Origin of the sequence: Cohnella lupini, assembly GCF_003386205.1 — a bacterium.
GTDB classification, from domain to species: domain Bacteria; phylum Bacillota; class Bacilli; order Paenibacillales; family Paenibacillaceae; genus Cohnella; species Cohnella lupini.
In genome coordinates this window covers 87,993-114,736 of the sequence record NZ_QRDY01000013.1, presented here as the reverse complement: position 1 = coordinate 114,736, position 26,744 = coordinate 87,993, and the positions used below count along the sequence as shown (strand labels likewise).

Genomic DNA, 26,744 nt, shown 5'->3' with positions numbered 1-26,744 from the left:
AATCGGAGGTACAGCATGACAGATGAACGAATCTTTCCAGAAGCGATGACGAGCTCTGAATATTTGTCGGAAAAAAATTTTTGGCTTGAACAATTAGCTGGAAATCATGCTCCCAGTCATTTTTTTGAAAATAGAGCAAAAGCTAATCAATCCGTCGAATACGGTTTATATAGCATTCGCTTTCCTAAAGAGCTTTCCGAAAAAATAATGCTCGTTTCCAACGGCTCTTTATTATCAACCTATATTTTACTGTTGAGCGGTGTCACAGGTTTACTATCGATTTATTCCGATAATGAGGACATTCTGGTTGGAACGCCTTTATTCAAAACGCAAAAGTCAAATAACAATCATCTGCTCGCGTTAAGAACAATCGTAGACCGTCAAGGCTCTTATCGACAATTGCTGAATCAAGTCAAACAAACGGTCGTCGAGGCGGATAAACATCCGAACGTTTCGTATGAAGAAATCGCTAAAACGATTCATTTATCGGAAAATGACCACGGTTCAAAAGAGTTAAATACGGTCGTTCTCTTGGAAAATATACAGGATGAATATCAAGGACGCGATACCGTCTTTTCCTTTAAAGCGACCGATCGACTGGTCGACTTGAGCGTCCGATTCAACGCGAGTTTTATTAGAATGGAATCCATTGAGCGACTGGTTAAACATTTGATTGCATTTATGCTGGAAGCACTGGGAAACCCGGATTCTATCGTCTCTGCAATCGATCTATTATCCGAAGCGGATAAGCAGCGGATTCTTCGCGATTTCAACGCGACGGAAGCGGAGTACCCGCGAGACAAGACGATTCATGAATTGTTCGAAGCGCAAGTAGAGAAGACTCCGGACAATGCGGCGGTCATCTTCGAACGCCAGCAACTTACGTATCGGGAGCTGAACGCCCGAGCGAATCAGCTCGCGCGAGTATTGCGAGAGAAAGGCGTTCAGCAGGATAACTTGGTAGGACTGATGGCAGAGCGTTCGCCGGAGATGATCGTCGGAATTCTAGCGATCCTGAAGGCAGGCGGTGCCTACGTGCCGGTCGATCCGGCGTTCCCGGAGGAACGGGTTCGCTACATGCTTCAGGACTCGGGCGCGAAGCTACTGTTGACGCAGCCGAAATGGGTCGAGATGGCGACCGCGGCAGGCGTGGCAGAATTCGCTTTGCTAAGCGAAGAGACTTGGGCGCGGGAGGCCGATACGAATCTTGCGGCCACGAACGGACCGGAGTCACTCGCTTATGTCATTTACACTTCCGGATCGACCGGTCTCCCGAAAGGGGTCATGGTCGAGCATGCTTCCGTCGTCAATCTGTTAACGGGGCTGCAAACGCAATATCCGCTGAAGGCAGAAGGCCGATACTTGCTGAAAACGACGAATACGTTCGACGTTTCGGCGGCCGAGTTGTTCGGGTGGTTCTTCGAGGGCGGGACGCTGGTCGTTCTGCCGGAAGGAGACGAAAAAGAACCAAAGCAAATGGCGAACGCGATTCGCCGCCATGGCGTTACGCACATAAACTTCGTGCCGACGATGCTACGGGCGTTCTTAACGTTCGTGAACGAAGAAGAATTAAGCAACATTCCTACGCTCCAATATGTATTCACGGCAGGCGAAGCGGTCGCGGCGGATACGGTGCAGTTATTCCATGAAAGAATGCCGCAAGCGCTACTCGCTAACTTGTACGGACCGACGGAAGCGACCGTTTATGCGACGGGAATAACGTTGCATCCGAATACGCTCGAAACCAACGTACCGATCGGCAAACCGCTGCAGAACACGCAAACTTATATTGTAGGCGAAAGCGGCGACGTTCAGCCGATCGGCGTACCGGGAGAGCTATGTATCGGGGGAACGGGATTGTCGCGAGGCTACTTGAACCGCCCGGAGCTGACGGCGGAAAGATTCGTACCGAACCCTTTCGTATCGGGCGAGCGGATGTACAAAACCGGGGACCTCGCAAGATGGCAGCCGGATGGGAACATCGAGTACTTGGGCCGTATCGACCATCAGGTGAAAATTCGCGGCTATCGGATCGAGCTTGGAGAAATCGAAGCGCAACTGCTGCAATCGGGGCTTGCGCGGGAAGCGATCGTCATCGCGCGCGAGAATGCGCTAGGTCAAAACGAGCTGTGTGCTTACGTGGTAGCGGAGAATCGGCTCTCGGTGGCACGACTGCGCGGAGCGCTCGGCGAGAAGTTGCCGAGTTATATGATTCCGACGCACTTTATGCAACTAGACAAGCTGCCGTTGTTGCCGAACGGGAAGATCGACCGCAAGGCGTTGCCGGAGCCCGACGGCAAGCTTACAACGGGAATCGCCTACGTGGCACCGCGCACCGTAACGGAACAAGCGCTCGCCGAGATTTGGCAGGACGTGCTCGGTGTCGAGCGGGTGGGCATACATGACAATTTCTTCGACTTAGGCGGACATTCGTTGCGAGCTTTAACGCTGTTGTCTCGACTACATCGAAGGCTCGGCGTCGAGATTTCCTTGCAAACGATTTTCAAGCATCCGACGATCGAAGGGCTTGCCGAAGCAGCGGTATCGGGCGAGGAGTCGGTACATGAAGCCATTCAAGCCGTGCCGGAGCAACCGCATTATCCGATCTCGTCGGCGCAGAAACGAATGTACTTGGTAAGCCAATTGGAAGAGGCGGGCACTAGCTACAACATGCCGGCAGCCCTGCTGCTGGAAGGCAAGGTGGATCGCCGACGCATCGAGCTTGCCATGAAGTTGCTGATCGCGCACCATGAATCGCTGAGGACATCGTTTGAGATGATTGAAGGAACGATCGTACAGATCGTTCATCGGAAGATCGCATTTGCAATGAGCGTGAAACAGGCAACGAAGGAAGAACCAGAGCGGATCGTAGAAGCTTTCATCCAACCGTTTGACCTAAGCGCGGCGCCGCTGCTGCGTACGGAACTCGTGGAGCTGGCAACGGAGAAGCATCTGCTCTTGTTCGACATGCACCATATCGTCTCCGACGGCGTATCGATGGGCGTCTTGATGGAACAGTTCAAGGCGCTGTACGCCGGAGAAGAACTTCCGGAACTGCGGATCCAGTACAAGGATTACGCGGCGTGGCAACGTGAGCTCGCGAAAAGCGAATCGATGCGAAAGCAAGAGGCCTACTGGCTGAAGACGTTCGCGGCCGATGTGCCGACGCTGCAGTTGCCGACGGATTATCCGAGGCCGGCAATAAGGCGGTTTGAAGGTTCGCGGATTAGATTCGCGCTAAACCAAACGCTTACCGAGAAACTGAAGCGTCTAGCTCTGGAAACAGGCTCGACATTGTATATGGTTCTGCTAGCGGCTTACTCTGTCCTTTTATCCAAATACAGCGGGCAGGAAGATGTCGTAATCGGCTCGCCGATCGCGGGTAGAACGCATGCGGACGTCGAACGGGTGCTGGGAATGTTCGTAAACACGCTGGCGATGCGCAGCTACCCGTCGGGTGATAAAACGTTTGCGGCGTTCTTGCGGGAAGTAAAGGGAATGGCGTTGGAGGCGTTCGAGCATCAAGAATATCCGTTCGAAGAACTGGTGGAGAAACTCGATCTGACGCGGGATATGAGCCGCAATCCGCTGTTCGACACGATGTTCGTGCTGCAAAATACGGAGCGGGCGACGCTGGCTCTGCCGGACTTGCATATTTCATCGTTCGAGACGGCCCATCCTGTCGCCAAATTCGATCTGGCAATGGAAATGGCGGATGAGGGAAAAGAGGTCGTACTCCATCTTGAATATAGCACCGCATTGTTCAAGCCGGAGACGATTGTACGTATGGGCAATCATTTCAGTCAGTTGCTGCAAGAAATTGCATCTAATCCGCATATTCCGTTGAAGGACATTGCGATGCTTAGCAAACGGGAGAAAGAGCAAATTGAGATCGGATTTAATGGAGCGGAAGCGCAATACCCGCAGGACAAGACGCTTCACGGTCTATTCGAGGAGCAGGTGCTGAAGACGCCGGATGGCGTAGCCGTGATTCATGGAGATAGGCAACTCACCTATCGCGAACTGGATTCACAGGCAAACCTTCTTGCGTTAGAGCTGCATGCCCAGGGAGTAGGGGCAGAACAAGTCGTTGCAATCTGCATGGAAAGGTCGCTTGAGATGGCGGTCGGGCTACTCGGCATTCTAAAGGCAGGAGGAACATATCTGCCGCTAGATCTAAGCTTGCCGGAAGAGCGAATCCGTTACATGTTAGAGGACAGCAGAGCAAGATGGATCGTCACGCAGGAGCATCTAGCCGGAACTTTTAACTTTGGAATACAGGAGATCCGTATTGAAGACGTACTGCGGCATGAGAACGAGGTCGATAGACAGCTAGAACCTCGGAGACTGCCCCTCAATCTGGCATATGTCATCTACACATCGGGAACGACGGGTACTCCGAAAGGGGTATTGATCGAACATCGCTCGATCGCAAATTCTCTCCAGTGGAGGCGAGAAGCTTATGGCTTGAAAGAACGGGATGTTGTGCTGCAATTGTTCTCGTATGCATTCGACGCGTTTTTGACAAGCTTCTTCGCTCCTCTTCTATCGGGAGCTCGCGTTATTCTTCTTGGCGAAACCGATGCCAAAGACGCAGGAGCCATTTGCAAGGCGATAAAGGAGCAAGCAGTGACGCATCTAATTTGCGTGCCTTCGCTCTATCAAGTGATAAAGGAGCAATTACCTGCAAGCGATGCTCAATCCTTGCGTCACGTCACGCTGGGCGGAGAAGCAATCCCGCGCCGGTTGATAGAAGAGAGTATGGAGAAGTATCCGCAGGCAGAGTTAGCTAATGAATACGGACCAACGGAAAACAGCGTCGTCTCCACAGCCGCATTGCGTCTGAACAAGGACGATGAGGTGACCATCGGAAAGCCGGTCAGCGGGGTTCAAGCGTACATTGTAAATGCGTATCTGCAACCCGTACCTATAGGTGTAGCCGGGGAACTGTGCGTTGGAGGCATCGGGTTGGCACGTGGGTATTTAAACCGTCCGGATCTGACAGAGGAAAAATTCGTACCGAATCCGTTTATTCCCGGAGAGCGCATGTATAGGACAGGGGACTTGGCGCGTTGGTTACCTGATGGCAACATCGACTATTTGGGGCGGATCGATCATCAAGTTAAGATCCGAGGGTATCGGATCGAACTAAATGAGGTCGAAGCGCAGTTGCTTCGTATTGGGGGCATGAAGGAAGCCGCCGTCGTCACCCAGGATAACAAACGAGGCGAACAAGAGCTTTGCGCGTACGTAGTTACGGAGAATGAATTGACGGTAGTACAAATACGTAAGGCGCTTTCGCAAACGTTACCCAGATATATGATTCCGACGTACATCGTGTTGCTCGAGAAGCTGCCATTGACGCCGAATGGGAAATTAGATCGGAAAGCACTGCCCGCAGCGGACGGACACCTTTATAGAGAAACCGAATACGTAGCGCCAAGAAACGAAGCGGAGCAGACGCTAGCAACCATTTGGCAGAACGTATTGGGGGTCAATCCAATAGGGGTTTACGACAATTTCTTTGAATTAGGCGGCAACTCCTTGAAAATGATGCAAATGGTCCAGCAGATTCATCTTCGATTGAATCGCGAACTTGCTTTAAGTACCGTATTTACCCATTCAACCATCGACCAGTTGGCTGGGCAGTTGCTGATTTTGTCTTCGCAAAGTAAAGCAAACGAATGGAATCTTCATCTTCCGGACAAGCTCTTCTGTCTTCCGCCCGTACATGGTTATGGGATAGCGTACAGTCAATTCGCTAATGCGCTCCAAGACGAAGCTGGTGTTATTGCCTTCGATTTTATAGAGGAGCAGGACAGAATCGAGCAGTATGTTCAGAAGATCGCCAGCGTCCAACCGGAAGGACCCATCCGAATTGTGGGCTACTCGGCAGGCGGCATCCTAGGCTTAGAATTGGTGAAGGCGTTAGAACTTCAAGGACGAGAAGTATCCGATCTTATATTGCTGGATTCCTTTCCTCCGGAAAGAAGCGCACCCACCAATCGGGAGATAGAAGAGTGGGCCGCTGAATATCTAAATGATTTTCTAAACGTACATGCCTATTTGCAGTCGTATCGTGGAGAGCTCGTTAACAAGCTCAAATCGTACAGGAAGTACTGCGACAATTTGAAGTTGGATGGCCCAATCTCTGCGGACATTCATTTGATTCAGGCAGAAATAGACAAGAACGAAGCTTATATGAAGCAAACAAGAAATGAGAAAAGTAATTATTGGAAGACCATGACGAACGGACAGTTTAATAAATACGCTGGCGCAGGCATCCATCAAGATATGTTGACGGATAGCTTCGTTCAGTCGAACGTCGATCTCATCAAACCCATATTACGACCAAAGGAAGAAGCCAATTCACTCAAGGAGATATGGATTCCATGAATTACGAACGTTATTTCCAGGAGAACAGGGAGAAGCATCTTGGCGAATTGAAGGAACTACTCGCTTTCCCGAGCATTTCTTGCCTATCCGAACATAAGCCCGACATGGCGCGGGCAGCCGAATGGCTCTTGAATAATCTCATCGAATCAGGATTCGAAAACGCCCATATTCATCAGACTAACGGGCATCCGATTATTACGGCGGATTACCTGCACGCGCCCGGGAAACCCACTGTTCTCGTATACGGCCACTACGACGTTCAACCCGTCGATCCGCTTCATCTTTGGATTACTCCTCCATTCGAGCCCGACATCCGCGACGGAAAAATATACGCGCGCGGGGCGACTGACGATAAAGGCCAGATGTTCCTCCATATCAAGGCTATCGAAGCGATTTTGAAGCAAGAAGGCGAATTGCCGGTCAACATCAAGCTATGTATCGAAGGCGAAGAGGAAATGACAAGTCCGAATCTTCCTTCTTTTCTCGAGGCAAACAAAGAGAAACTGTCGGCCGACTTCGTAGTGATTTCGGATACGGCTTTTTTGGAAACGGGCAGACCGGCCATTCCTACCGGCCTTCGGGGCATTTGTTCGCTGGACGTGATCGTCAATACGGCAAATTCCGATTTACATTCCGGCACTTATGGCGGCGGAGTCCCCAATGCGCTGCACGCGCTGGTGTCGCTGTTGGCTTCCCTTCACGACAAGCAGGGCAGAGTGGCTGTCGAAGGATTCTATAGCGATGTGCCCGACATTTCGCCGCTGATGAAGACAGAGTTTGCGAAGCTGAACTACGACGAGGAACAGCTACGAATAAATCTGGAGCTAGGCGCATTGTACGGCGAAGAAGGTTTTTCGTTTATCGAGCGCGTCGGAGCTAGACCGACCCTGGAGCTCCACGGCGTCCATGGCGGCTTCCAGGGCGAGGGCTTGAAGACGGTCATCCCCAAGGAAGCGCACGCAAAAATAACTTGCCGTCTTGTCGCCGATCAAGACCCCGAGGATATCCTGGACAAAATGAAGAACCACCTGGAGAGACATCTTCAGTCCGGCGCGAAACTGTCCATTATAACAGGCGTTAAAATCCGCGCCTTCAATATAGATCCTTCTCATCGAATACTCCAGTTGGCTGCGGACGCATACGAAGACGTTTACGGGGTTCGTGCCCTTTTCACGAAGGAAGGCGGCGGAATACCGATCGTTGAGGCGTTCTCCCGTATATTGCAGGCACCTGTCGTCATGATGGGCTTCGGACTTCCGGACGAGAAATTACATGCTCCGAATGAGCATTTCAACCTCGAGAATTTCGATAAAGGGCTCCGGACGATGGTTTCGTTTTTGAAGAAGATATAAAGCTTATTTGATAAAAAAGGAGAATGCCTTATGACGAGTAACATGAAAAACCTGATAGTAGAAAATTACTTTCGCGCTTATGAGAGAATGAGCATGTGGAGCGGAATGTTCTCATTCGTTCAGACTGAACGTATTCAGCGTTGCGAGTCCGATATTTCGTTCGGTCTAGTGAACAGCGTATTAACCTACAAACGTTCGGAAACCAAGGACCCTATTGACGAGATCAAAGAAATCGAAGCTTCTTACACCGAAAAAGGTCAGAAATTATATTGGTTAACCTATTCCCATGAACCTGATGAAATCGTTGAAGAAGCTTTGCTCGCTAACCAATTTCAATCCATCGAGGAGATGACGGGTTTCGGATTGTCGTTGGAGAATTGGTCCTCGGAACTGCATATTAGCGGATTTGAAGTCCGGGCGGTCCGTACAGAGGCGGAATTAGAAACATACAGAAAGATTGTTCTGTCCGGTTTCGGTATTCCTCATGACTCGGCGGAGATTTTTAGCAAAATATTCGTTGACGGTCCCTATCGGGACAAGGTTTCTATTCAGCATTATGTAGCTTATATGGAAGGAGAACCGGTAACTACGGTCACGACGTTCAAGGAGGAAGGGGTTGTAGGCATCTATAATGTCGCAACCCCAGAAGCCTATCGTAAGAAAGGCTATGCTAGAACGGCTCTTGCTCACGTGTTGCGCGACATACAGACTCAAGGAGCGAAACAAGCGGTCATTATTGCTACTCCGATGGCAAAAAGCGTTTATCCGGCCGTCGGTTTTCAGGAAGAATTGAAAATCGATATCTATGCGAAGTGAATAGGCCGAAAATTAAGGGGAAATCTAATGACTGTTTCCATCATTGGCGAATGACTTCGCTAGTTGCATGTTATACCCAAAGATAGGAGGATTGGATATGAGGATAGATTGGTTGGAGGCCTTTCGGCAAACAGCGGAAACTAAGAGTTTAACGAAAGCCAGCGAATCCTTGCATATTAGTCAGCCTGCGTTAAGCAAGCAAATCCGCAATTTGGAAGTCGAATTGGGAGCGCAATTATTGAAGCGTTCGTCCACAGGCGTGACGCTGACGCCCGCTGGCCTTATCTTGCTCGAAAAAAGCAAAATTATTACGAACGAAGTGAACACGATGCGACGCGAAATTGCGCTTATTCAAGACGAGGGCAAGGTCGATCTGACGATAGGTTCTTGGCCAAGCATCGCAACGATCTATCTGCCCGGTCGAATTGCAGGCAATCAGCAGTCCAAAACCAAATTGGAGATTAAAGTTCGCGTATTCTATTGTTTTTTCGACTTGCTGACTAATATTGAAAGCGGCGTGCTTGACGCCGCTTTATTCGATGACAGTTGCGTGCAGCACTCGTTATACACGACCCCTGTTTTTACGGAGGCATTCTTCCTGTTTGTTAACGTTAACCATCCTATATTCGGTCAAATAGAAGAAGTATCGTTCGATGAAATCAAGAATGAAACCTTTGTGATGTTGCCTGAAGGTTGCGACATACGGATGTTGATCGACAAGGAATTTTCCTCCAGAGGCGAAGTAATGAACGTGGCGTTAGAGATTGAATTGGGACAAAGCATTCTTGGTTTCATACATGCCAGTTTGGGGATATCCATTCTGCCGGAAATCTTTATCACCCAGATGAAAAACACAATAAAAGCGATTCCCATTTCGGATTTCCGCCTGTCCCGTCAAATCTCCGCCGTTTCACGCGAAGAATCCGTCAATAGGCTGTTGTTAGACTTTATTTAATTTACGATATGGCTCCAAATTGGCACTGCTGCCAGCAGTGCTTATTTTCTTATTTAGATGGAGAACTAAATAGGCAGCAGGGGGGGATAAAGGACATGAATTCATTTCAAATTCACAATCCGACTAAACTCATTTTTGGAAAAGGTTGCTTGAGCAGCATACCGTCCGAACTTTCGGCTTATGGCACGCGAGTACTTCTTCTATACGGCGGAGGGAGCATCATACGAAATGGCTTATACTATCAAGTCATTGATCAACTAAAAGAACTTAACGCATCCATAGTAGAGTTCGGAGGTGTCGAACCTAATCCGCGGCTTACTACGGTTTATAGAGGTATACAACTGATTAAAGAATACAAGCTGGATATCATTCTGGCCGTCGGGGGAGGCAGCGTTATCGACTGCGCGAAAGCTATAGCGGCCGGATCACTATATGAAGGCGATGTTTGGGATATCGTTATAGGTAAAGTAACGCCGGTAACGGCTTTGCCGATCGGGACCGTGTTGACATTAGCGGCGACCGGTTCCGAAATGAACGGTAACTCGGTTATTACGAATTGGGAAAAAAATTGCAAGCGTTACTTTAGTTCAATCCATGTTTATCCGAAATTCAGCATTCTGGATCCTGAATGGACGTTTTCCGTTCCTCGCGATCAAACGGTGTACGGTATCGTGGACATTATGTCTCATGTTTTTGAACAATATTTCCACGCCGCCGAAAGTGCGCCTTTGCAAGAACGGATTGGCGAAGCCATCCTGCGAACGGTTATGGAGACTGCGCCGATGCTTGTTAACGATCTGAACAATTATGATTACCGTGCAACCATGTTGCTAAACGGCACGCATGCACTAAACGGGTTATTGGCGATGGGTGAACGTACCGATTGGGCGACGCACGAAATCGAACAAGCCGTCTCGGCCATTTACGATATTCCGCATGGCGGCGGATTGGCGATCCTATTCCCGAACTGGATGGAGCATGTTGCAACGACCAAGCCAGAGAAAATTGCGCAATTAGGCGTAAGGGTATTCAATCTTGCGAAAGAAGGCAAGTCCGATACGCAGCTAGCCGGGGAAACAATCGCAAGACTGAGAACATTTTGGACTTCAATCGGCGCCCCGGCATCGCTTTCCGATTATGACATCGACGACAAGGAAATCGATTTAATGGTAGAAAGCGCCATGGCCGCTCCGACGATCGGCAGTTATGTGCCCTTAATGGCCGACGATGTTCGTGCCATATTGCGAAAGTCACTTTAACGAAGAACTCCCTACTGATGTTTTTCAGTTCATACCCTTTAGTTATGACCCTCCTAACATAACGGTAGTACAAATCGAGATTTCGCGATGCTAGAGTATGTCTACAGCAAATGAATTCTTTTGTTGTAATAAACAAATTTATATCTAGTTCTTCATTTCGTAATTTGTTGTAAATGCGAGGAGGCCTTAAACTAATAAAGCTCAGATTTCATAGTGAATTCTAATCATAAGGGGATAGATGAATGATGAAACATTTATTTAACGACTTTCAATTAAAAAGCCTGCAACTGAGAAACCGCATCGTCATGCCGCCGATGTGCCAATATGCCGTCAAGGGCAAAGATGGAATCGCAACGGAGTGGCATTATATGCACTATGTAAGCCGCGCCATTGGCGGCGCTGGGCTGATCATCATCGAGATGACGGATGTCGAGCCGGATGGCCGCATTTCTGATTTCGATTTGGGCTTGTGGTCGGACGAACATATTGCGCCGCTTAAACGCATCGTTGATGCTTGCCATCAGCACGGCGCCAAAGTGGGAATTCAGATCGCCCATGCGGGACGCAAAGCAGAGGACGCCGAAGTGCCCGTCGCCCCCTCGGCGATTCCGTACGACGAGAAGTCCAAAAACCCGAGAGAACTGTCGACCGATGAAACGAAGGCCATGGTGGAGAAGTTCCAGCTCGCAGCTGAACGCGCCATTAAAGCCGGCTTCGATACGATCGAGCTTCACGGAGCTCACGGGTATTTGATTCATCAGTTCCAATCGGCGTATACGAATAAACGACAAGACGAATACGGCAAAGACTTGACCTTGTTCGGTCGCGAGGTTATCCATGCCGTAAAAAGCGTAATGCCAGAAAACATGCCGCTTATTATGCGGATCACTGCTAAAGAATATGTCGAGGGCGGCTATGGAATCGAAGAAAGCATTGCTTTCTCGAAGGCTTACCGCGATGCCGGCGTAGACATGTTCCATGTAAGCTCCGGCGGCGAAGGCCCAATTCTCGCTCACGGTAGGCCCGGCACGCACGTCGCGTATCAAGTGCCGATGGCAAGAGCCATCAAGCAAGCGCTGGACGTACCCGTCATATCTGTCGGCAGACTGGACGAGCCTTCGCTCGCGAATGCCGTTATCGGCAACGAAGATGCGGATCTCGTGGCGGTCGGTCGCGGGATGCTGCGCAACCCGTATTGGTCCCTCGAAGCGGCAACGAGGCTCGGCAAAGAGACGACTATTCCTGGCGTGTACGGCATCGGCTTCAAAGACTTGAATCGCTAATACATTTAATAAGCAAGAGGGGAAGAGCTGCATGAAGACATTCCAATTTCATAATCCGACGAAACTATTGTTCGGCAAAGGCATGCTTAGTAAGATAAAAGAGGAAATTCCTGCATATGGGAAACGGGTGCTTGTTGTCTACGGCGGGGGTAGCATCAAACGCAGCGGGCTGTATGATCAAGTCATGGTTCATTTGAAGGAAATCGGCGCTTTCGTCGCCGAGCTGAGCGGCGTCGAGCCGAACCCGCGATTAACGACCGTTAATAAAGGCATCGCCCTGATCAAAGAAAACAACCTCGACTTCATTCTCGCGGTCGGCGGAGGTAGCGTCATCGATTGCGCCAAAGCGATCGCGGCCGGTTCGCGCTACGACGGCGACGTGTGGGATATCGTCACGGGTAAGGCGTCGGCATCTTCAGCCATGCCGATTGGAACGGTACTGACCTTGGCGGCGACCGGCTCTGAAATGAACGGGAATTCAGTCATTACGAATTGGGAAACGAATAGCAAACGCGCGTTCAATTCCATTCACGTGTATCCGAGGTTCAGCATTTTGGATCCCGAACTCACGTATACCGTTCCCCTTGATCAAACGATTTACGGAATCGTCGATATTATGTCGCATGTCTTCGAGCAATATTTCCATGCATCCTCGAACGCGCCGCTACAGGAGCGGATAGGCGAAGCCATCTTGCAGTCCGTTATCGTAACGGCGCCTAAGCTAGTTAAGGACTTGCACAATTACGAGAATCGAGAAACCATGATGCTGAATGGCACGCTCGCCTTGAACGGCATCACGGCAATGGGCGTGCAAGCAGACTGGGCTACGCATGACATTGAACACGCCGTCTCGGCCGTTCATGATATTCCGCACGGCGGCGGACTGGCTATTCTGTTCCCGCGTTGGATGGAGCATGTTGCGGGAAGCAAGCCGTACAAGATTGCGCAGCTCGGCGTGCGAGTGTTCAAGCTCGATCCGACAGGCAAATCCGACTCGCTGCTGGCTATGGAAACGATTACCTCGTTAAAGCAATTCTGGTCGTCGATCGGAGCTCCGACATCTCTTTCTTACTATGAAATAGACCACAAAGAAATCGAGCTGATGGCTGATCGAGCCATGGTTGCTCCGACGATCGGAAGTTACGTCCCCTTGAATAAGGAAGATGTAAAAAGTATTCTTCAAAGATCCTTGTAAAGGCGAACCCATATAGTGTGGTCAGATCGTCGAGAATCACTGCTGCCGGCAGTGATTCTTTTTCCTATTTACTAGAATAAAGCAACAAATATCAGCGCAAAATATGCAGTGAATTTATGGAATGGGGTGGAAAACGACGTGGAGCCAAGCATTCCTGTGGATGTGAGCGAGAGCATTGATATCAATCATGATGCGATGCGTTACATTTTCCATAATTGCGCCGATGTCGTATTTCGACCGCTTAAACTTTCTGATCAATCGAATATTCTTCTCGTTTATATTGAAGAATTAACGGATTCTGACAAATTGGAACAGATTATTACGGCATGTATGATCAATCGCGATTTCAACCGACTGACACAATATAAAAGCGTAATTATCTTTGCGGAAATCGCAGCAAAAGTCCTAAAAGGAAGTACTGCCATCTTTATAGACGGTAAACCCTTTGCTTATTTAGCGGATCTAACGGCCTTCAAACAACGCGCAATCGATGAACCTTCAAACGAAGCATCCATTCGAGGCCCGCGCGAGGGTTTCACCGAAGATTTAAAAACGAATTTAAGCATGATTCGAAGAAAAATAAGCAATTCCAATCTTAAGTTCGAAAATCATCAAGCGGGAGAATTGACCCATACATCGTTTGTCGTTGCATACATCGAAGATAGGGTTAAACCGGAATTGCTTCAGGAAGTCAGGTCAAGACTTCAATCCTTCCAAACGAATCAACTGCTGGATTCGGGTTATATCGAAGAATTTATTGAGGACAAGTCCTTATCCTTATTCCCGCAAATCCAAAATACGGAACGTCCGGACACAGTGTCCTCCGGCTTATTGGAAGGGAAAGTGGCCATTATCGTTGACGGTTCCCCGAACGCGCTGGTGTTGCCAATGACATTCTGGGCAGGTTTTCAAGCAGCGGAAGACCATTATGAACGTTTCATATACGTATCCGCAGTCAGACTTTTACGATTACTATTGGCCGTTTTGTCGTGCCTGCTTCCATCCATTTATGTTGCGCTTACGACCTTCCATCCTCAGATGATCCCGCTTGCGCTGATGCTTAGCATTTCGGCGTCTAGAGAAGGAATTCCGTTTCCGACGGTCATCGAAACTTTGATAATGGAGCTTATGTTCGAAGGATTACGGGAAGCCGGTCTTCGGTTGCCCAAAGCCATCGGATCAGCCGTAAGCATCGTAGGTGCGCTGGTTATTGGGGAAGCGGCCGTTCAAGCAGGATTTATATCCGCTCCCATCGTGATGATCGTAGCGGGTACCGGGATTGCTTCGTTCGCTTTTCCTAGCTATAGTTTGGCATTACCTTTTCGCATTCTGCGATTTCCGCTGCTGATTTCAGGAGGATGCCTGGGCCTGTACGGTGTCGCGATCGGGATTATGTTCATCTTAATTCATCTTGTGACGCTTAAGTCATTCGGCACTCCTTATTTAAAACCGATTGCGCCTATTGGGCCAAAATTTTGGAAGGATACGCTAATACGAATGAATAAACGGTACGTATCGGCACAACGAAAACAATGAAGAAAATCAGGTACATCGTCATTCTTCTGATTCAGTCCATGATGCTCACCGGATGCTGGGATAGAAATGAAATCAACGACTACGCATTCTGGATAGGAACCGCCTTAGATATAACGGAAGGCGGGAAACTTCAAAAAAGCGCGCAAATCGCGGTTCCCGCAGATTTCAAGAGTATCAAGGGAAGCGGGGGAAACAATCAGAGGGCAAACATTGTACTAACGGCGACTGGATCGTCAATCGTTGATTTGACTCAGCAAATTCAAGATAAGCTGCCCCGTAGAGTTTTCCTTGGACATCGCAGGTCTATTTTTATCGGAGAAAAATTGGCACGAAAAGGGCTAGTCGATGTTATGGATCAATTTACGCGAAATACCGATACTCGATTGCGGACGGATATATTCGTCGTGAATAACGGAGAAGGAAAAGATTTATTGAATATTAACAGTCCGTTCAATCAGTTTTCAGCGATCGTAGCTGTTGATCAAGACCGATTTTGTCGCTTAGGAGACACGGCCTTACGAGATGTCTTAATCGATGCAGCGCGGGACGGCATTCGCCCTTCCATGCCGATGGTCGAGATTTCGCCTAAGAATAAGCAAGAGAAAGAAAAAATATTCGATGTCAGATCCGTCGCCATTTTTAACAAAGAATTAGAGATGGTCGGGGAAGTGAGCGGGAGAGAATCTCTGGATTTATTTTGGGTCAAAGGAGTATTGAAAAATCAATTCGTGACGGAAAAGATGGAGGAAGGCACCATAGCGTTATACGAAGCCAACTTAAAAAAAACCATTCGAACTAAATTCGATGGTAATAAGCTGAAAGCTAATGTGAAACTAGCGGGAACCGGGCGGGTGCTTGAAAATAATTCGGACATTGATCTTTCCGTCACGACCGAACGTATTCGGGTAGAAAAAAAGCTAAATGAAATAAAAGCAAAAAGAGTAGAAGAAACAATAAAGAAGCTGCAGCTTCAATATGGTCAGGACGTGTTCGGAATCGGCGAAGAATTTCACAGAGAACATCCTTATCGCTGGAAAGAACTTCGGAAAAATTGGGATCAATTATTCCCGACGGTTGAAGTGACGGTCGATGTCAAATTGAATATTCAGAGTACGGGAGATATTCGCAAGCGAATTATAAGAAAAGGAGGAACAGAATGAAAATTACAACGTGGCAGTTGTTTTGGATATTTACAACGTTAGAGATTTCGATGTCGATATGGCTAACGATATCGCCAACGATTGAAATCGCGCAGCAAGACGCTTGGATCTCCTTCGCGGTAGCTGGTTTTATTGGTCTGGTCGTAACGTATATTTTTGTTCGAGTAAGTCAACGACACTCTTCCCATACGCTGGTAGAGTTTGCTCAAAAGCTATTTGGAAAGTGGATCGGAAAGATAATTAGTCTGATGTATATCGTGGTATGGTATTCCGTATGTGCCGATATATTACGAATATTTTCGTTATTCATTAAGCAAATTCTATTCCACGATACGCCGGTGTGGATAATCTCGGGTCTGATGATGGCGGCAATGGTTTACATAAACTTCGCGGGCAGCGTCGAAGCGATTGCCCGTTTCAGCGAAATAGCCGGACCTATGCTTCTGATCGGAATTGTCATTACGTTTGCGTTAAATATACCCAACTTGCATCCATCGCTTCTTTTACCGGTATATGCGGATTCGGGAGTCATGCCCATTTTGAAGGGATCATTCGTAAATGCGTCCTTCCTGGGGGAATCCATGATGTTGATGATGTTAACGCCTTTTATCGCAAAGCCGGAAAAGCTGCTTAAACCGCTACTGTTGGCTATTTGCATCCCGTCGTTGCTAGGAATTATTGCAGCAATGATGGTCATTTCAACGTTCGGTTCAACTATTGGATCGAGCATGTATTTCCCGTATTTCGGTATGGTTCGATTTATTAATTACTTAAATTTTGTTCAAAATATGGATGTTTGGATCGTGTTCATCTGGATTTTCAGCGTATTAGTCAAGTTGTCCATTTACTTGTTCATAAACAGCTATGGAACAGCGCAATTATTCGGTATCAAGAAATGGCAGAGATTGATTTTATGGACTGCGCCCGTCATTTTCGCTTTTTCATTAATACCTGCTAACTTCTTTGGGATACTGGATTACGCGAACTTTGTCTGGATTAAATTTATTTTCCCTATTTTCATCATCGGCTTTCCGGTTGTTTTTCTACTAGTCAGTCTTATTAGAGGCCGGTCGATCGCAACATCGTAGGGAATAATTCAGTACCCTTAAGAGCAATCTAAGCATTGGCGCAATGTGTCGCCTATCTAAGACAAGCCAAATGGATATAGGGGGTACCACCAGATGAAAAAAGCTTTGATCCTTTCCGCCGTTCTACTATCATCCGCAATCGCATTGTCCGGATGCATGGAGAAGACGGGAGATGTTGGAAACAAAAATATTCGTCCGAATTCGGTTCGGGGGAACGATATGAAGACAAGGTTCGCTAACGATCAGGATAATGAGCAGAATCGAATGTACGGCGACCAGAAGATTAACAACAACGTTATAGGAATGCACGGCAACTCGCATCTCCAAGCGAACGGCGAGGTTGCAGATAAGATAGCCGCCATTCCGGGCATCGATTCAGCGTTCGTCATGATGACAGATCATAATGCCTACGTCGCGGTGAAGGAAGAAAACGCAAGCAAGCCGGGAGCCAGCGCGGCGCTTACTAACGCACAGAAGGATAAAATCGCGGATCAGGTCAAATCGATGTCACCGTCGGTCGAGAACGTTTACGTCTCGGCAAATGCCGACTTCTTAAGCCGCATGGAAGGCTATGCGAAGGAAGTGAAGGCCGGTCATCCGATCCAAGGCTTTCTTGCCGAGTTCAACGCCTTAGTCGAGCGGGTTTTCCCGGCTCCATCAGGCACTAGAAGTCGCTGATTTCTCCCGCGTGATTCCATTGAAAACGACCAAAGCCGATCCCGAAGGAAATTCTTCGCGTTCGGCTTTTTCTATGTTCGGATAATAAAAGCGCCTATTTTCGCGGACCTCCGCACCACAAGAAAAACCCTTTCATATGATAAAGTTGACTGTATCCCTATACCTTGTAATCACACATTCCCGGGCAAGGAGGGGTGACAAACGTTGAAAGGCAGCGACCATAAAAGCAAATTCCTACTCACCAATCGGGAGCGCGAAGTCTTCGAACTGCTAGTGCAGGATAAGACGACCCGCGACATTGCGCAGCAGTTGTTTATCAGCGAGAAGACGGTCCGCAACCACATCTCGAATGTGATGCAAAAGCTGAATGTCAAAGGTCGTTCGCAAGCGGTTGTCGAGCTGATTAAGCTCGGGGAGCTAAAGATCTAAAGCAGCAAGTCGCATGATCATCGTCGTCGCCGAAAGAACGATGTGGCGCGGGCCTTCTTTTTCGCTTCCTATAAGGTAGCGGGGGAGAAGGCTTTTTGATGCGCGTTTGCCCCGCAGATAAGGTGCAACAAATAACGATCCAGAATACATAATGAAGTTCAATCTTTAGACGTTGTTACAGACAACGAATCATCATACTTCTTCCGGGGGGCATCTAGATGAGTAAAATAGCTTGCGTTACGGGAGCGGATTACGGGCTGGAGTTCGAGCTTGCGGCGGGACTTCTAGAAATGAACGATCAGCCGACCTAAGTGGATTTACTCGGCAATCCACTACCTTGGTAACGGCGCAACTAGGAGAAGTCTACCCACTCATAACGTAAAGGCCGATACCGGCGATGGTGCAGGTATGGGCCTTTACGTTTTCTAGGCGACGCTGTTACGGTGCGGCAACGTGACTTGAATCGTCGTGCCGTTTTCCTTGCAGGAGTCGATAACCATAAATCCTTTATAGTGCTGAACTCTTTCCTGCACGATGGCGAGCCCAAGCCCGGAATGACCGGATTTCTTGGTCGTATAGCCGGGCAGCGTGAGCTTTCGTATTTCCGTTTCCGATAAAAGCCTTCCTTGATTACGGACTCCGATTTGCATTTGCCCCGCCACGACTTGAATGGAGAGATGGACAAATCGACGTTCGGACGGAAGAGTGTCGCTTTCATCGAAAGCGTTGTCGACGAGATTCCCCATGATTTTTACCATATCGATAGACTTGATCGATGCTTCGATGTCCAAGCCTTGCGGGATATCGTAAGTAAAGGAAATATTGCGAGTAATGGCGATTTCCATCTTCGCCTGAATGAAAGCGGCGAGCGCTGGAGAAGAATGGAATAGGATCTCGCTGAAAGTATGGGCTTCGGTGACGATTTCATCCATGTAAACTTTTAATCGATCCAGCTTATTCATTTTTAGCATCGAGCTCATAACCTGCACATGATTTAGAAAGTCGTGCCTCTGCCCGCGAATGGAGGTAAGCATCTTTCCTAGCTCGCTTACGTACACGTCTTGCGTCTGGCGAACGGCTTCCTTCTGAGTTCGCACGAGAAGCCGAAGAGTAAAAAAGAATGCGCAGAAGGTTAGGCAAACTAAGAAATAAATGAGAAATTTGAAGGTCGTATCCGTATATCCATTCTTATTTTCATTTCGGATGACAAATAGAACGCCAAGCAGGAAAGTTTGGAAGAACGTCAGAATTAATATTACTTTCATTCTGGTTTGATTCAGATTCAATAAATATTGATATAATTGACGAAAAAACCTAAAGCGTCTTTTCTCCATGTAACGAGATAGGAAATAAAGCAACAAGAAAACTGGCATGAAAACGGATAGCAACCGCGGAAGATGATTCAGGAACATATCCTTATGGGGATCCAGTCCGTAGATCACCTCGATCAGCATGGCGCAAGTCAACTCTACGAGCATGACTAAGATAGAAAAGCTGAAATATAGGATGATTATTTTCTTATATCCGAACGACCGAAATAACCAGTAGAAGATGATCAAGGTCAAAATGAAGTAGCTCACCAAGTGGATTAGCGGCTGAATGTGCAAAATATCCAAATCGACGAGAATCGAACTCAAGACGCCGAAGAGAACGATTTTTCTTTCGAACAAACTGGGTTTGAATCTCCATATAGCTAAAGTAAACCGCAAGTGTACGTAGGCTTGAGGGATGGACAGCAGCAGGAGTATTTGAAAATAGCCGATGATAAGATCCAAGAGCAGCACTCCCAATATGTCGAATATAGTCGAAAATATGGAATAATATGTCGTAGCATTCATCCTCTACTTTACTGTTTTTTTTGAAACTTTGGAATAGCGCGATTTGCTTAATATTTAAAGATTGGATAAAGCCAACAGGAAAGAGGTAGGCGCATGCCGACGGGAAACGAAAATAGTCCGAACGAATTGACGAAACACGAACAACTGCTTCAATATATCCGAGAGCTCCCGATCGGCACGAAAATTCCCGTACGTCAGATGGCCAAGGAGCGCGGAGTGTCGGACGGAACGGCATATCGCGCGCTTAAGGAGGCCGAGCAATTGGGCTTGGTCAGCACGAAGGAGAGAATCGGAACCGTACGGGTGGACAAGAAAAGGAGAACGAATCCGGAGCAGCTGACTTTCGCCGAAGTACTGGATATCGTTCAGGGAAGCTTGTTGGGCGGAGAAGAAGGCTTGGAGAAAACGCTGCATAAGTTCGTTATCGGAGCGATGGAGCTGGGCGAGATGATCGGTTATATCGACGCAGGGAGCTTATTAATCGTAGGTAACCGGGAAAATGCCCATCGTATCGCGTTGGAGCAAGGCGCGGGCGTTCTGGTAACCGGGGGATTCGGCACGAGCGAGGAAGTGAAGGAGCTCGCGAACGAGCGGAAGCTTCCGATATTGAACTGCAAGCATGACACGTTTACCGTGGCTTCGATGATCAACAGAGCCATGTACGATCGGCTGATCAAAAGAAAGATTATGATCATCGCCGATTTGATGGAGCCGTCGTCGCGTACGGGGCTGCTTAAGCAATCTTCGGAAGTTGCCGATTTCCTGAAATTAAGCGCTGAGACGGGAAGCAGCCGCTTTCCGATTACCGACGAATGGAACCGGGTCGTAGGGATGATTACGTCGAAAGACGTTGTCGGTTCGCCGTCGGGTCAAGCGTTGGACAAGCTGATGACTCGTAGGCCGATGACGGTGACGCTGAATACGCCCGTCGCTTCGGCGGCGCACCGCATGGTATCGGAAGGAATCGAATTGTTGCCCGTCGTCGATAGGCAACGGAAGCTGGTAGGCGCGATCAGCAGAGGGGAAGTGCTGCGGGCAATGCAATTCGCGAATCGTCCCGCCCATTTGGGCGAAACGTTCGATGCCCTGATGTGGGGCGCGTTCGCGGAGCAACGCGACTCGGAGAGCAGACTGTTCTTTACGGGACTGGCCACGCCGCAGATGTCGGGTCCTCTGGGGACGGTTTCGGAAGGGGTGCTCACCTCGCTGATGCAGCAAGCGGCTAGCCGGGCGGTCGAAGATTTGCGGAAGAGGGAGCATGTTCTGGACAACATGACGACCTATTTTCTACGTACCGTTCCGGTCGACGCAACGATCTCTCTCGTTCCTAATATTATCGAAGCTAGCCGTAGGTACGTGAAAGTGGAGGTGCAGGCCGTCCAGGACGGAGAAGTCGTAGCGAAGGCGATGCTTACCGCGCAGACGATCGATCCGGCCTAAGCTCCGAGGCTTCGATGTGCGTCGTTTAGCGCTGCAAGCGACTGAAGTGCGAGTGGTTACGCATGCCGGCGAACAGGTTAAACAAGCCGAGCAGGAAGAATAGAGCTCCGATAACGACGCGAATGGATGAGCCGCTAAATAGGAACATCTGGATGATGGCGATGAACACGAGCATGAGTCCCATGCTGATATTCATGCGGGAAGCGTACAATCCGCGCAGTCGGCCGTCCGCGGACCTGCGGGATCGGAAGCTATAGAGGGCGGAGAATACGCAAGTTACGATAATCAGGGCGCCGAACACCCATTGCAACGCGTTGACCATGACGGGAAGCACTCCTTATAGGGGTAGTTAACGCCATATATTGTAACACAAAGGGGACGTGACGCGCTCGCGTTGGCCGGCGTTTAATTCCGCCCGCGGCCGGCAACCCGAGCTGAATTAACGAAGAAAGCTTGTTAATTCCGCTCGCGGCAGACGGACCGAGCTGAAATAACGAAGAAAGCTCGTTAATTCCGCCCGCGGCAGACGGACCGAGCTGAAATAACGAAGAAAGCTCGTTAATTCCGCCTGCCGCCGCCGGCGAGGGCCATGGCCAGCTAGCGAGAACCGGCCTCATTTCCGCAAATGGACCTTCGCTTCCGCCCACACTTGCAGCACGCCGTCCACCACGAGTATCGTTTTGATATTTACCTCGTAATCCTTGCTTTGGATATCGTCATAGATCTTGCTGCCAAGCAGCCTCCGGGCAATCACCGCATCCGAGTTAATAACGTAGATGCTCCTGCCGAGGAAAATATCCAAATCACCCCTTACCTTCTTCTTAAGCTCCGTCTCCGTGAGGATGTCGAGCTTATTCTCTTCCTTCCCTTGCTGGAAAATAATCTTGATATTGTGGAGGACGTTCTCCTTTCGTATCTGCTGAGCCAGCTGCAATTCCGTCCTCATCGTCTCAAGCTGATCTTTCAATTGGTAGTTTTCCTGAATAACGTTCTCGACGACCAGATTGCTCAAAGCGCTGTAAACCGCGCTGCCTACGACCATGCCGCATACGAAGAAAGCCGCGACTTGCATGAACTTCCCGAATCTGTGGAAGGAGGGTATTCTCATTTCGTCTCACCCTCCGTTTCGACACATCCATTGAACGAGTTCCGTACCCAGATGCGCGCCTAGAAAGGCAAACAGAATATAACCGATCTGATGCAAGGCCGGCGATAGATAACCTTCTATCATGTGCGATTCTATCACCCGAATGGGATCGATCGTGCCGCCTACCGCCGCGACGAGCGCCCATATTTTCAAATTGCCCGCGACTTGCAGCATCTTAACCTTAGGCGGCATCATCAAGAACACGGATCCCATGCCCGCGAGCAAAGCCCCGCCCAACACGACTCCAAAAGCGATGAAGAAGCTGAATGCCGCTTTAGTAAAGAAATCGTCCATTCCGTTCCCTCCCTCGTGCTATCCAACAGTCAACGAACGCGATGTCTCCGATTATCGTCACATCGGCATCGACGCGATCAATCCAGCAGCGCTACATCATCTACCTTACATATGTATGGGACGGGTCTACCCCCTTATGATACAATTGATAAAAGAGAGTTTTAACGGAAAAGAAGGGATACTCATGTGCGATTTCGTTCATCTTCACGTTCATAGCGAATATAGCCTGCTCGACGGCGCGGCTCGAATTAAGGAGATGGTAGCCAAGGCGGCGGAGCTCGGCATGAAGTCGCTTGCCCTTACGGATCACGGCGTCATGTACGGCGCCATTCCTTTCTATAAAGCATGCCTCGAGCAAGGCATTAAGCCGATCATCGGCATGGAAGCATACATCACGGCCGGATCGCGGCACGATAAGCAATCCCGCAAGGAACAGCCTACTTATCACTTAACGCTGCTCGCGAAGAACGAGACGGGTTACCGCAATTTAATGAAGCTTACTTCGATCGGTCACCTGGAAGGCTTCTACTACAGGCCAAGAATAGATTTCGAGGCGCTGACGGAGCTCGCGGAAGGGATCGTCTGCCTGAGCGGTTGCTTGAGCAGCGAGCTATCCCGCCAGTTGATGGACGATCAATACGAAGAAGCGAAAGCGACGGCCGTTAAATATCGCGAATTGTTCGGAGAAGACTACTATCTGGAAATTCAGGATCACGGCATTCTGGAGCAGAAGAAGGTGACGGCCGGCGTCATCAAGCTATCCGAGGAGCTGGGCATCCCGTTAGCCGCGACCAACGATTCGCACTACATCGGCGAGGACGACCATTCCTTGCAGGACGTGCTGCTATGCATCGGAACCGGCAAGACGATCGACGATCCGGAACGTTTCAAGATTTCGACGAACCAGCTTTTCCTGAAGAGCGGCGACGACATGGCCGCCCTGTTCCGGCACGTCCCCGAAGCAATAGCCAATACGGTGAAAATAGCGGACGGCATCTCGTTGGAGCTAGAGTTCGGAAAGCATATATTACCCGAGTTCTCCCCTTTACCTCTTGGAAGCTCAGCCGCCGCTCACCTCCATGAGCTTTGCGGGAAAGGGCTGCTGGATCGATATCAAATCTTGCCGGAATGGCAGGACGAGACTTTCCGCAAGATCGCGGAGGATCGGCTTCGGTACGAGCTGCGCGTCATCGGGGAGATGGGCTTCGACGATTACTTCCTGATCGTCTGGGATTTTATTCGCTTCGCGCATGAGCAAGGAATCGTGACCGGGCCCGGCCGGGGCTCGTCCGCGGGAAGCTTGGTTGCGTACGTGCTGAAAATAACCGACGTGGATCCGCTAAAGCACAAGCTGCTATTCGAGCGGTTCCTGAACCCCGAACGGATCAGCATGCCCGATATCGATATCGACTTCAGCGACGAACGTCGCGAAGAGGTCATCCGCTACGTCGTGGGGAAATACGGGACCGAGCACGTCGCCCAGATCATCACGTTCGGAACGTTGGCCGCGAGAGCCGCGGTAAGGGACGTCGGCAGAGTGCTTAACCTGCCATACGGAGAGGTCGACAAGGCGGCGAAGCTGATTCCCGCGGCTCCCGGAATGTCCATTGAGCGGGCGGTGAAAGAGAGCTCCGAATTCCGCGCTTTGGCGGAAGGAAGCACGCCGACGGCGGAGCTTATCGCGATGGCCAGACGCGTGGAGGGGATGCCGCGCCATGCGTCGACGCATGCGGCCGGCGTCGTCATTTCATCGAATCCGCTAACCGATTACGTCCCGTTGCAGGAAGGCACGGACGGAGTTCCGCTAACGCAATATTCGATGGAAAACTTGGAAGCCGTCGGACTGCTTAAGATGGACTTTCTTGGTTTGCGGACCTTGTCCATTATCGAGCGGTCGTTAGCCACGATCCGGGAGCAAACCGGACGGGAGTTTCGTTGGGAGGAAGTTTCCTACGAGGACGGGCCGACTTACGACCTGATGGGACGCGGAGACACGACCGGGGTTTTCCAGTTGGAGTCTACGGGAATGCGCCGAGTTCTTAAGGACATGAAGCCGACGTCGTTCGAGGACGTCATTTCCGTGCTTGCGTTATTCCGCCCCGGCCCGATGGAATTCATTCCCCAATTCATCAAGGCCAAGCATGGTTTGGTGGAGGTCGAATATCCGCATCCCAAGCTGAAGGAGATTTTATCCGACACGTACGGCATTATCGTCTATCAAGAGCAGATCATGCAGATCGCGTCCACGATGGCTGGATTCTCGCTTGGCGAAGCAGATTTATTAAGACGTGCCGTTAGTAAAAAGAAGCGGGAGGTGCTGGACGAGCAAAGGAAGTTTTTCGTCGCCGGCAGCTTGAAGCTCGGCTATAGCGAAGAAGAAGCCAATAACGTCTACGATCTTATCGTCCGGTTCGCCGATTACGGTTTTCCGAGGGCTCATGCCGCCGCGTATGCCGTGCTTGCGTTTCAAACCGCCTATCTGAAGGCGCATTATCCGATCGCTTTTATGGCATCGATGCTGACGGCGGTCGTCGGTAATCAACGGAAGACGGCGGAGTACGTGGATGAATGCCGTCGGATGGGAATCGCGGTATTACCGCCCGACGTCAACGAGAGCGGCGTTCTGTTCACGCCGATTGCGGCTGTAACGGGAGGGATGGAGGACACGAAGGGCGCGATCCGCTTCGGATTGGCGGGCGTTAAGAACGTCGGCACGCAGGCGATCGAGAGTATGCTGCGGGAACGGCAGGAAAGCCCGTTCGAGAGCTTGAGCGATTTCTGCAGGCGGATCGATCCGCGCGTGTGCAACAAGCGGGTGATCGAATCGCTCGTGCAGGCTGGCGCTTTGGAATCGTTGCCGGGGCATCGCTCGCAGCAGCTTGCCGCTTTGGAACCGACGCTTGCGGCGGCTGCCAGCTGGCGCAAGGAACGGGAGGAGCTCCAGATCGAGCTGTTCGACTTCGCGGAGTCGCCGAATTGGAACGTGGACTTGCCCGCCGTTCCTCCTTACACCCAGACTCAGATGCTGGAGCTAGAGAGAGAGCTGATGGGATTTTACCTATCGGGCCATCCGCTTGACGCGTTCGATGGATTGATGGAGGAATTGAGGATAGAACGACTCGTGGACATCACGGATATGCCGGATGGGGCGACGGTATTTACTTCGGGAATGATCGTATCCCTGAAGCCCTTCGTTACGAAGAAAGGCCAGACGATGGCTTTCTTGGAAATGGAGGACCGCATCATGGGAGCGGAGCTTGTCGCATTCCCTACCGTGTGGGCCAAAGCGGCGGCGATCTCCAAGAAGGGCTCGCTTATTCTCGTTAGAGCCAAGGTGCAGCAGGGGGACGAGGATTACAAGCTGCTCGCGGACGACATCGTTCCGTTGGATTCTCCGGACTTGAAGCAACAGGTCGAACGCTTGCGGAGAATCGGCCAGGCAGGGCGTTCCGGTGGCGGCTACGGCGGCAATCGATCCGGGCCTGGAGCTGCGGCGGTCACCGCGTTAAACGGATTTGGAACGGCTACGGTTACGGCGTCGGCCTCGACCGGATCAACCGCCGGATCGCGATCGAGGTTGTCGGCCGAATCGATTAAATCAACCGATGCCCAGGTTGAACGGGTTTACGTTCGCATCGACGCTCCGCATGAACAGCCGGCTACTCTAATTCGGCTTAAGCTGCTTCTGAAGGCGCACCCGGGCGATTTCCCGACCGTGCTCCGGTATGAACGGGAACGTCGAACCGTCGCGTTGAGCGATGATTACAAAGTGAGCCCTACAGTCGAGCTCATCTCGGAGATGGAGAAGCTGCTCGGCGAGGGAAGCATTCGGGTGAAGTAAATTTTGACTCTAGCCGGAAGGAAAATAACTTTTAACG

General features: G+C 50.0%; 18 protein-coding genes. 14 read left to right on the top strand and 4 right to left on the bottom strand.

The window, feature by feature from the left end:
• The first annotated feature begins 15 nt into the window (after positions 1-15).
• From DFP95_RS19840 to DFP95_RS19785, 12 genes are all read left to right on the top strand, one after another.
• The gene (locus DFP95_RS19840) at positions 16-6,396 is read left to right on the top strand and encodes a non-ribosomal peptide synthetase (protein WP_115994425.1); all 6,381 of its coding nucleotides are present in this window, start codon (positions 16-18) and stop codon (positions 6,394-6,396) included.
• A complete protein-coding gene (locus DFP95_RS19835) occupies positions 6,393-7,748 on the top strand; it encodes a dipeptidase (protein ID WP_115994424.1) in 1,356 nt (451 codons plus the stop codon). The genes DFP95_RS19840 and DFP95_RS19835 overlap by 4 nt, the downstream gene beginning before the upstream one ends.
• A 30-nt stretch (positions 7,749-7,778) precedes the next feature.
• Positions 7,779-8,564: a GNAT family N-acetyltransferase gene (locus DFP95_RS19830; protein ID WP_115994423.1), complete on the top strand. Its 786-nt coding sequence runs from the start codon at positions 7,779-7,781 to the stop codon at positions 8,562-8,564.
• 97 nt (positions 8,565-8,661) lie between these two features.
• The gene (locus DFP95_RS19825; RefSeq protein WP_181907532.1) at positions 8,662-9,519 is read left to right on the top strand and encodes a LysR family transcriptional regulator; all 858 of its coding nucleotides are present in this window, start codon (positions 8,662-8,664) and stop codon (positions 9,517-9,519) included.
• Between the two features lie 95 nt (positions 9,520-9,614).
• Positions 9,615-10,778, top strand: a complete 1,164-nt coding sequence (locus DFP95_RS19820) for an iron-containing alcohol dehydrogenase (RefSeq protein ID WP_115994421.1) — start codon at positions 9,615-9,617, stop codon at positions 10,776-10,778.
• 245 nt (positions 10,779-11,023) lie between these two features.
• Positions 11,024-12,061 (top strand): NADH:flavin oxidoreductase/NADH oxidase, encoded by a 1,038-nt coding sequence (locus DFP95_RS19815; protein WP_115994453.1) that lies wholly within the window; start codon positions 11,024-11,026, stop codon positions 12,059-12,061.
• 31 nt (positions 12,062-12,092) lie between these two features.
• Positions 12,093-13,256 (top strand): iron-containing alcohol dehydrogenase, encoded by a 1,164-nt coding sequence (locus DFP95_RS19810; RefSeq protein ID WP_115994420.1) that lies wholly within the window; start codon positions 12,093-12,095, stop codon positions 13,254-13,256.
• A 138-nt stretch (positions 13,257-13,394) separates the two neighbouring features.
• Positions 13,395-14,792: a spore germination protein gene (locus DFP95_RS19805; RefSeq protein ID WP_115994419.1), complete on the top strand. Its 1,398-nt coding sequence runs from the start codon at positions 13,395-13,397 to the stop codon at positions 14,790-14,792.
• Positions 14,789-15,952, top strand: a complete 1,164-nt coding sequence (locus tag DFP95_RS19800) for a Ger(x)C family spore germination protein (RefSeq protein ID WP_115994418.1) — start codon at positions 14,789-14,791, stop codon at positions 15,950-15,952. The genes DFP95_RS19805 and DFP95_RS19800 overlap by 4 nt, the downstream gene beginning before the upstream one ends.
• Positions 15,949-17,040: a GerAB/ArcD/ProY family transporter gene (locus DFP95_RS19795; protein WP_115994417.1), complete on the top strand. Its 1,092-nt coding sequence runs from the start codon at positions 15,949-15,951 to the stop codon at positions 17,038-17,040. Before DFP95_RS19800 ends, DFP95_RS19795 begins: the two co-directional genes overlap by 4 nt.
• Positions 17,041-17,133: 93 nt before the next feature.
• Positions 17,134-17,718: a YhcN/YlaJ family sporulation lipoprotein gene (locus tag DFP95_RS19790; RefSeq protein ID WP_115994416.1), complete on the top strand. Its 585-nt coding sequence runs from the start codon at positions 17,134-17,136 to the stop codon at positions 17,716-17,718.
• A gap of 204 nt (positions 17,719-17,922) precedes the next feature.
• Positions 17,923-18,147, top strand: coding sequence for a helix-turn-helix domain-containing protein (locus DFP95_RS19785; protein ID WP_019422432.1), 225 nt, complete (start codon positions 17,923-17,925; stop codon positions 18,145-18,147).
• Positions 18,148-18,572: 425 nt separating this feature from the next.
• Here the strand turns inward: DFP95_RS19785 and DFP95_RS19780 are convergent, their stop codons facing one another.
• On the bottom strand, positions 18,573-19,922 hold the full coding sequence (locus DFP95_RS19780) for a sensor histidine kinase (protein WP_181907530.1): 1,350 nt from the start codon (positions 19,920-19,922) through the stop codon (positions 18,573-18,575).
• A 156-nt stretch (positions 19,923-20,078) separates the two neighbouring features.
• Between DFP95_RS19780 and DFP95_RS19775 the strand changes: the two genes are divergently transcribed.
• On the top strand, positions 20,079-21,425 hold the full coding sequence (locus tag DFP95_RS19775) for a DRTGG domain-containing protein (protein ID WP_115994414.1): 1,347 nt from the start codon (positions 20,079-20,081) through the stop codon (positions 21,423-21,425).
• Between the two features lie 25 nt (positions 21,426-21,450).
• Here the strand turns inward: DFP95_RS19775 and DFP95_RS19770 are convergent, their stop codons facing one another.
• From DFP95_RS19770 to DFP95_RS19760, 3 genes are all read right to left on the bottom strand, one after another.
• Complete coding sequence (locus tag DFP95_RS19770) at positions 21,451-21,747, bottom strand: YtpI family protein (RefSeq protein ID WP_115994413.1); 297 nt, start codon at positions 21,745-21,747, stop codon at positions 21,451-21,453.
• Between the two features lie 291 nt (positions 21,748-22,038).
• Positions 22,039-22,533 carry a sporulation membrane protein YtrI gene (locus DFP95_RS19765; RefSeq protein ID WP_115994412.1) on the bottom strand — a complete coding sequence of 165 codons (495 nt, stop codon included), beginning with the start codon at positions 22,531-22,533 and terminating at the stop codon, positions 22,039-22,041.
• A gap of 6 nt (positions 22,534-22,539) precedes the next feature.
• On the bottom strand, positions 22,540-22,866 hold the full coding sequence (locus DFP95_RS19760) for a YtrH family sporulation protein (RefSeq protein ID WP_115994411.1): 327 nt from the start codon (positions 22,864-22,866) through the stop codon (positions 22,540-22,542).
• A gap of 184 nt (positions 22,867-23,050) precedes the next feature.
• On the opposite strand from DFP95_RS19760, the gene DFP95_RS19755 reads away from it, so the two are divergent.
• Entirely contained in the window at positions 23,051-26,707 is a 3,657-nt protein-coding gene (locus tag DFP95_RS19755) for a DNA polymerase III subunit alpha (protein ID WP_115994410.1), read from the top strand.
• Positions 26,708-26,744 lie beyond the last annotated feature (37 nt).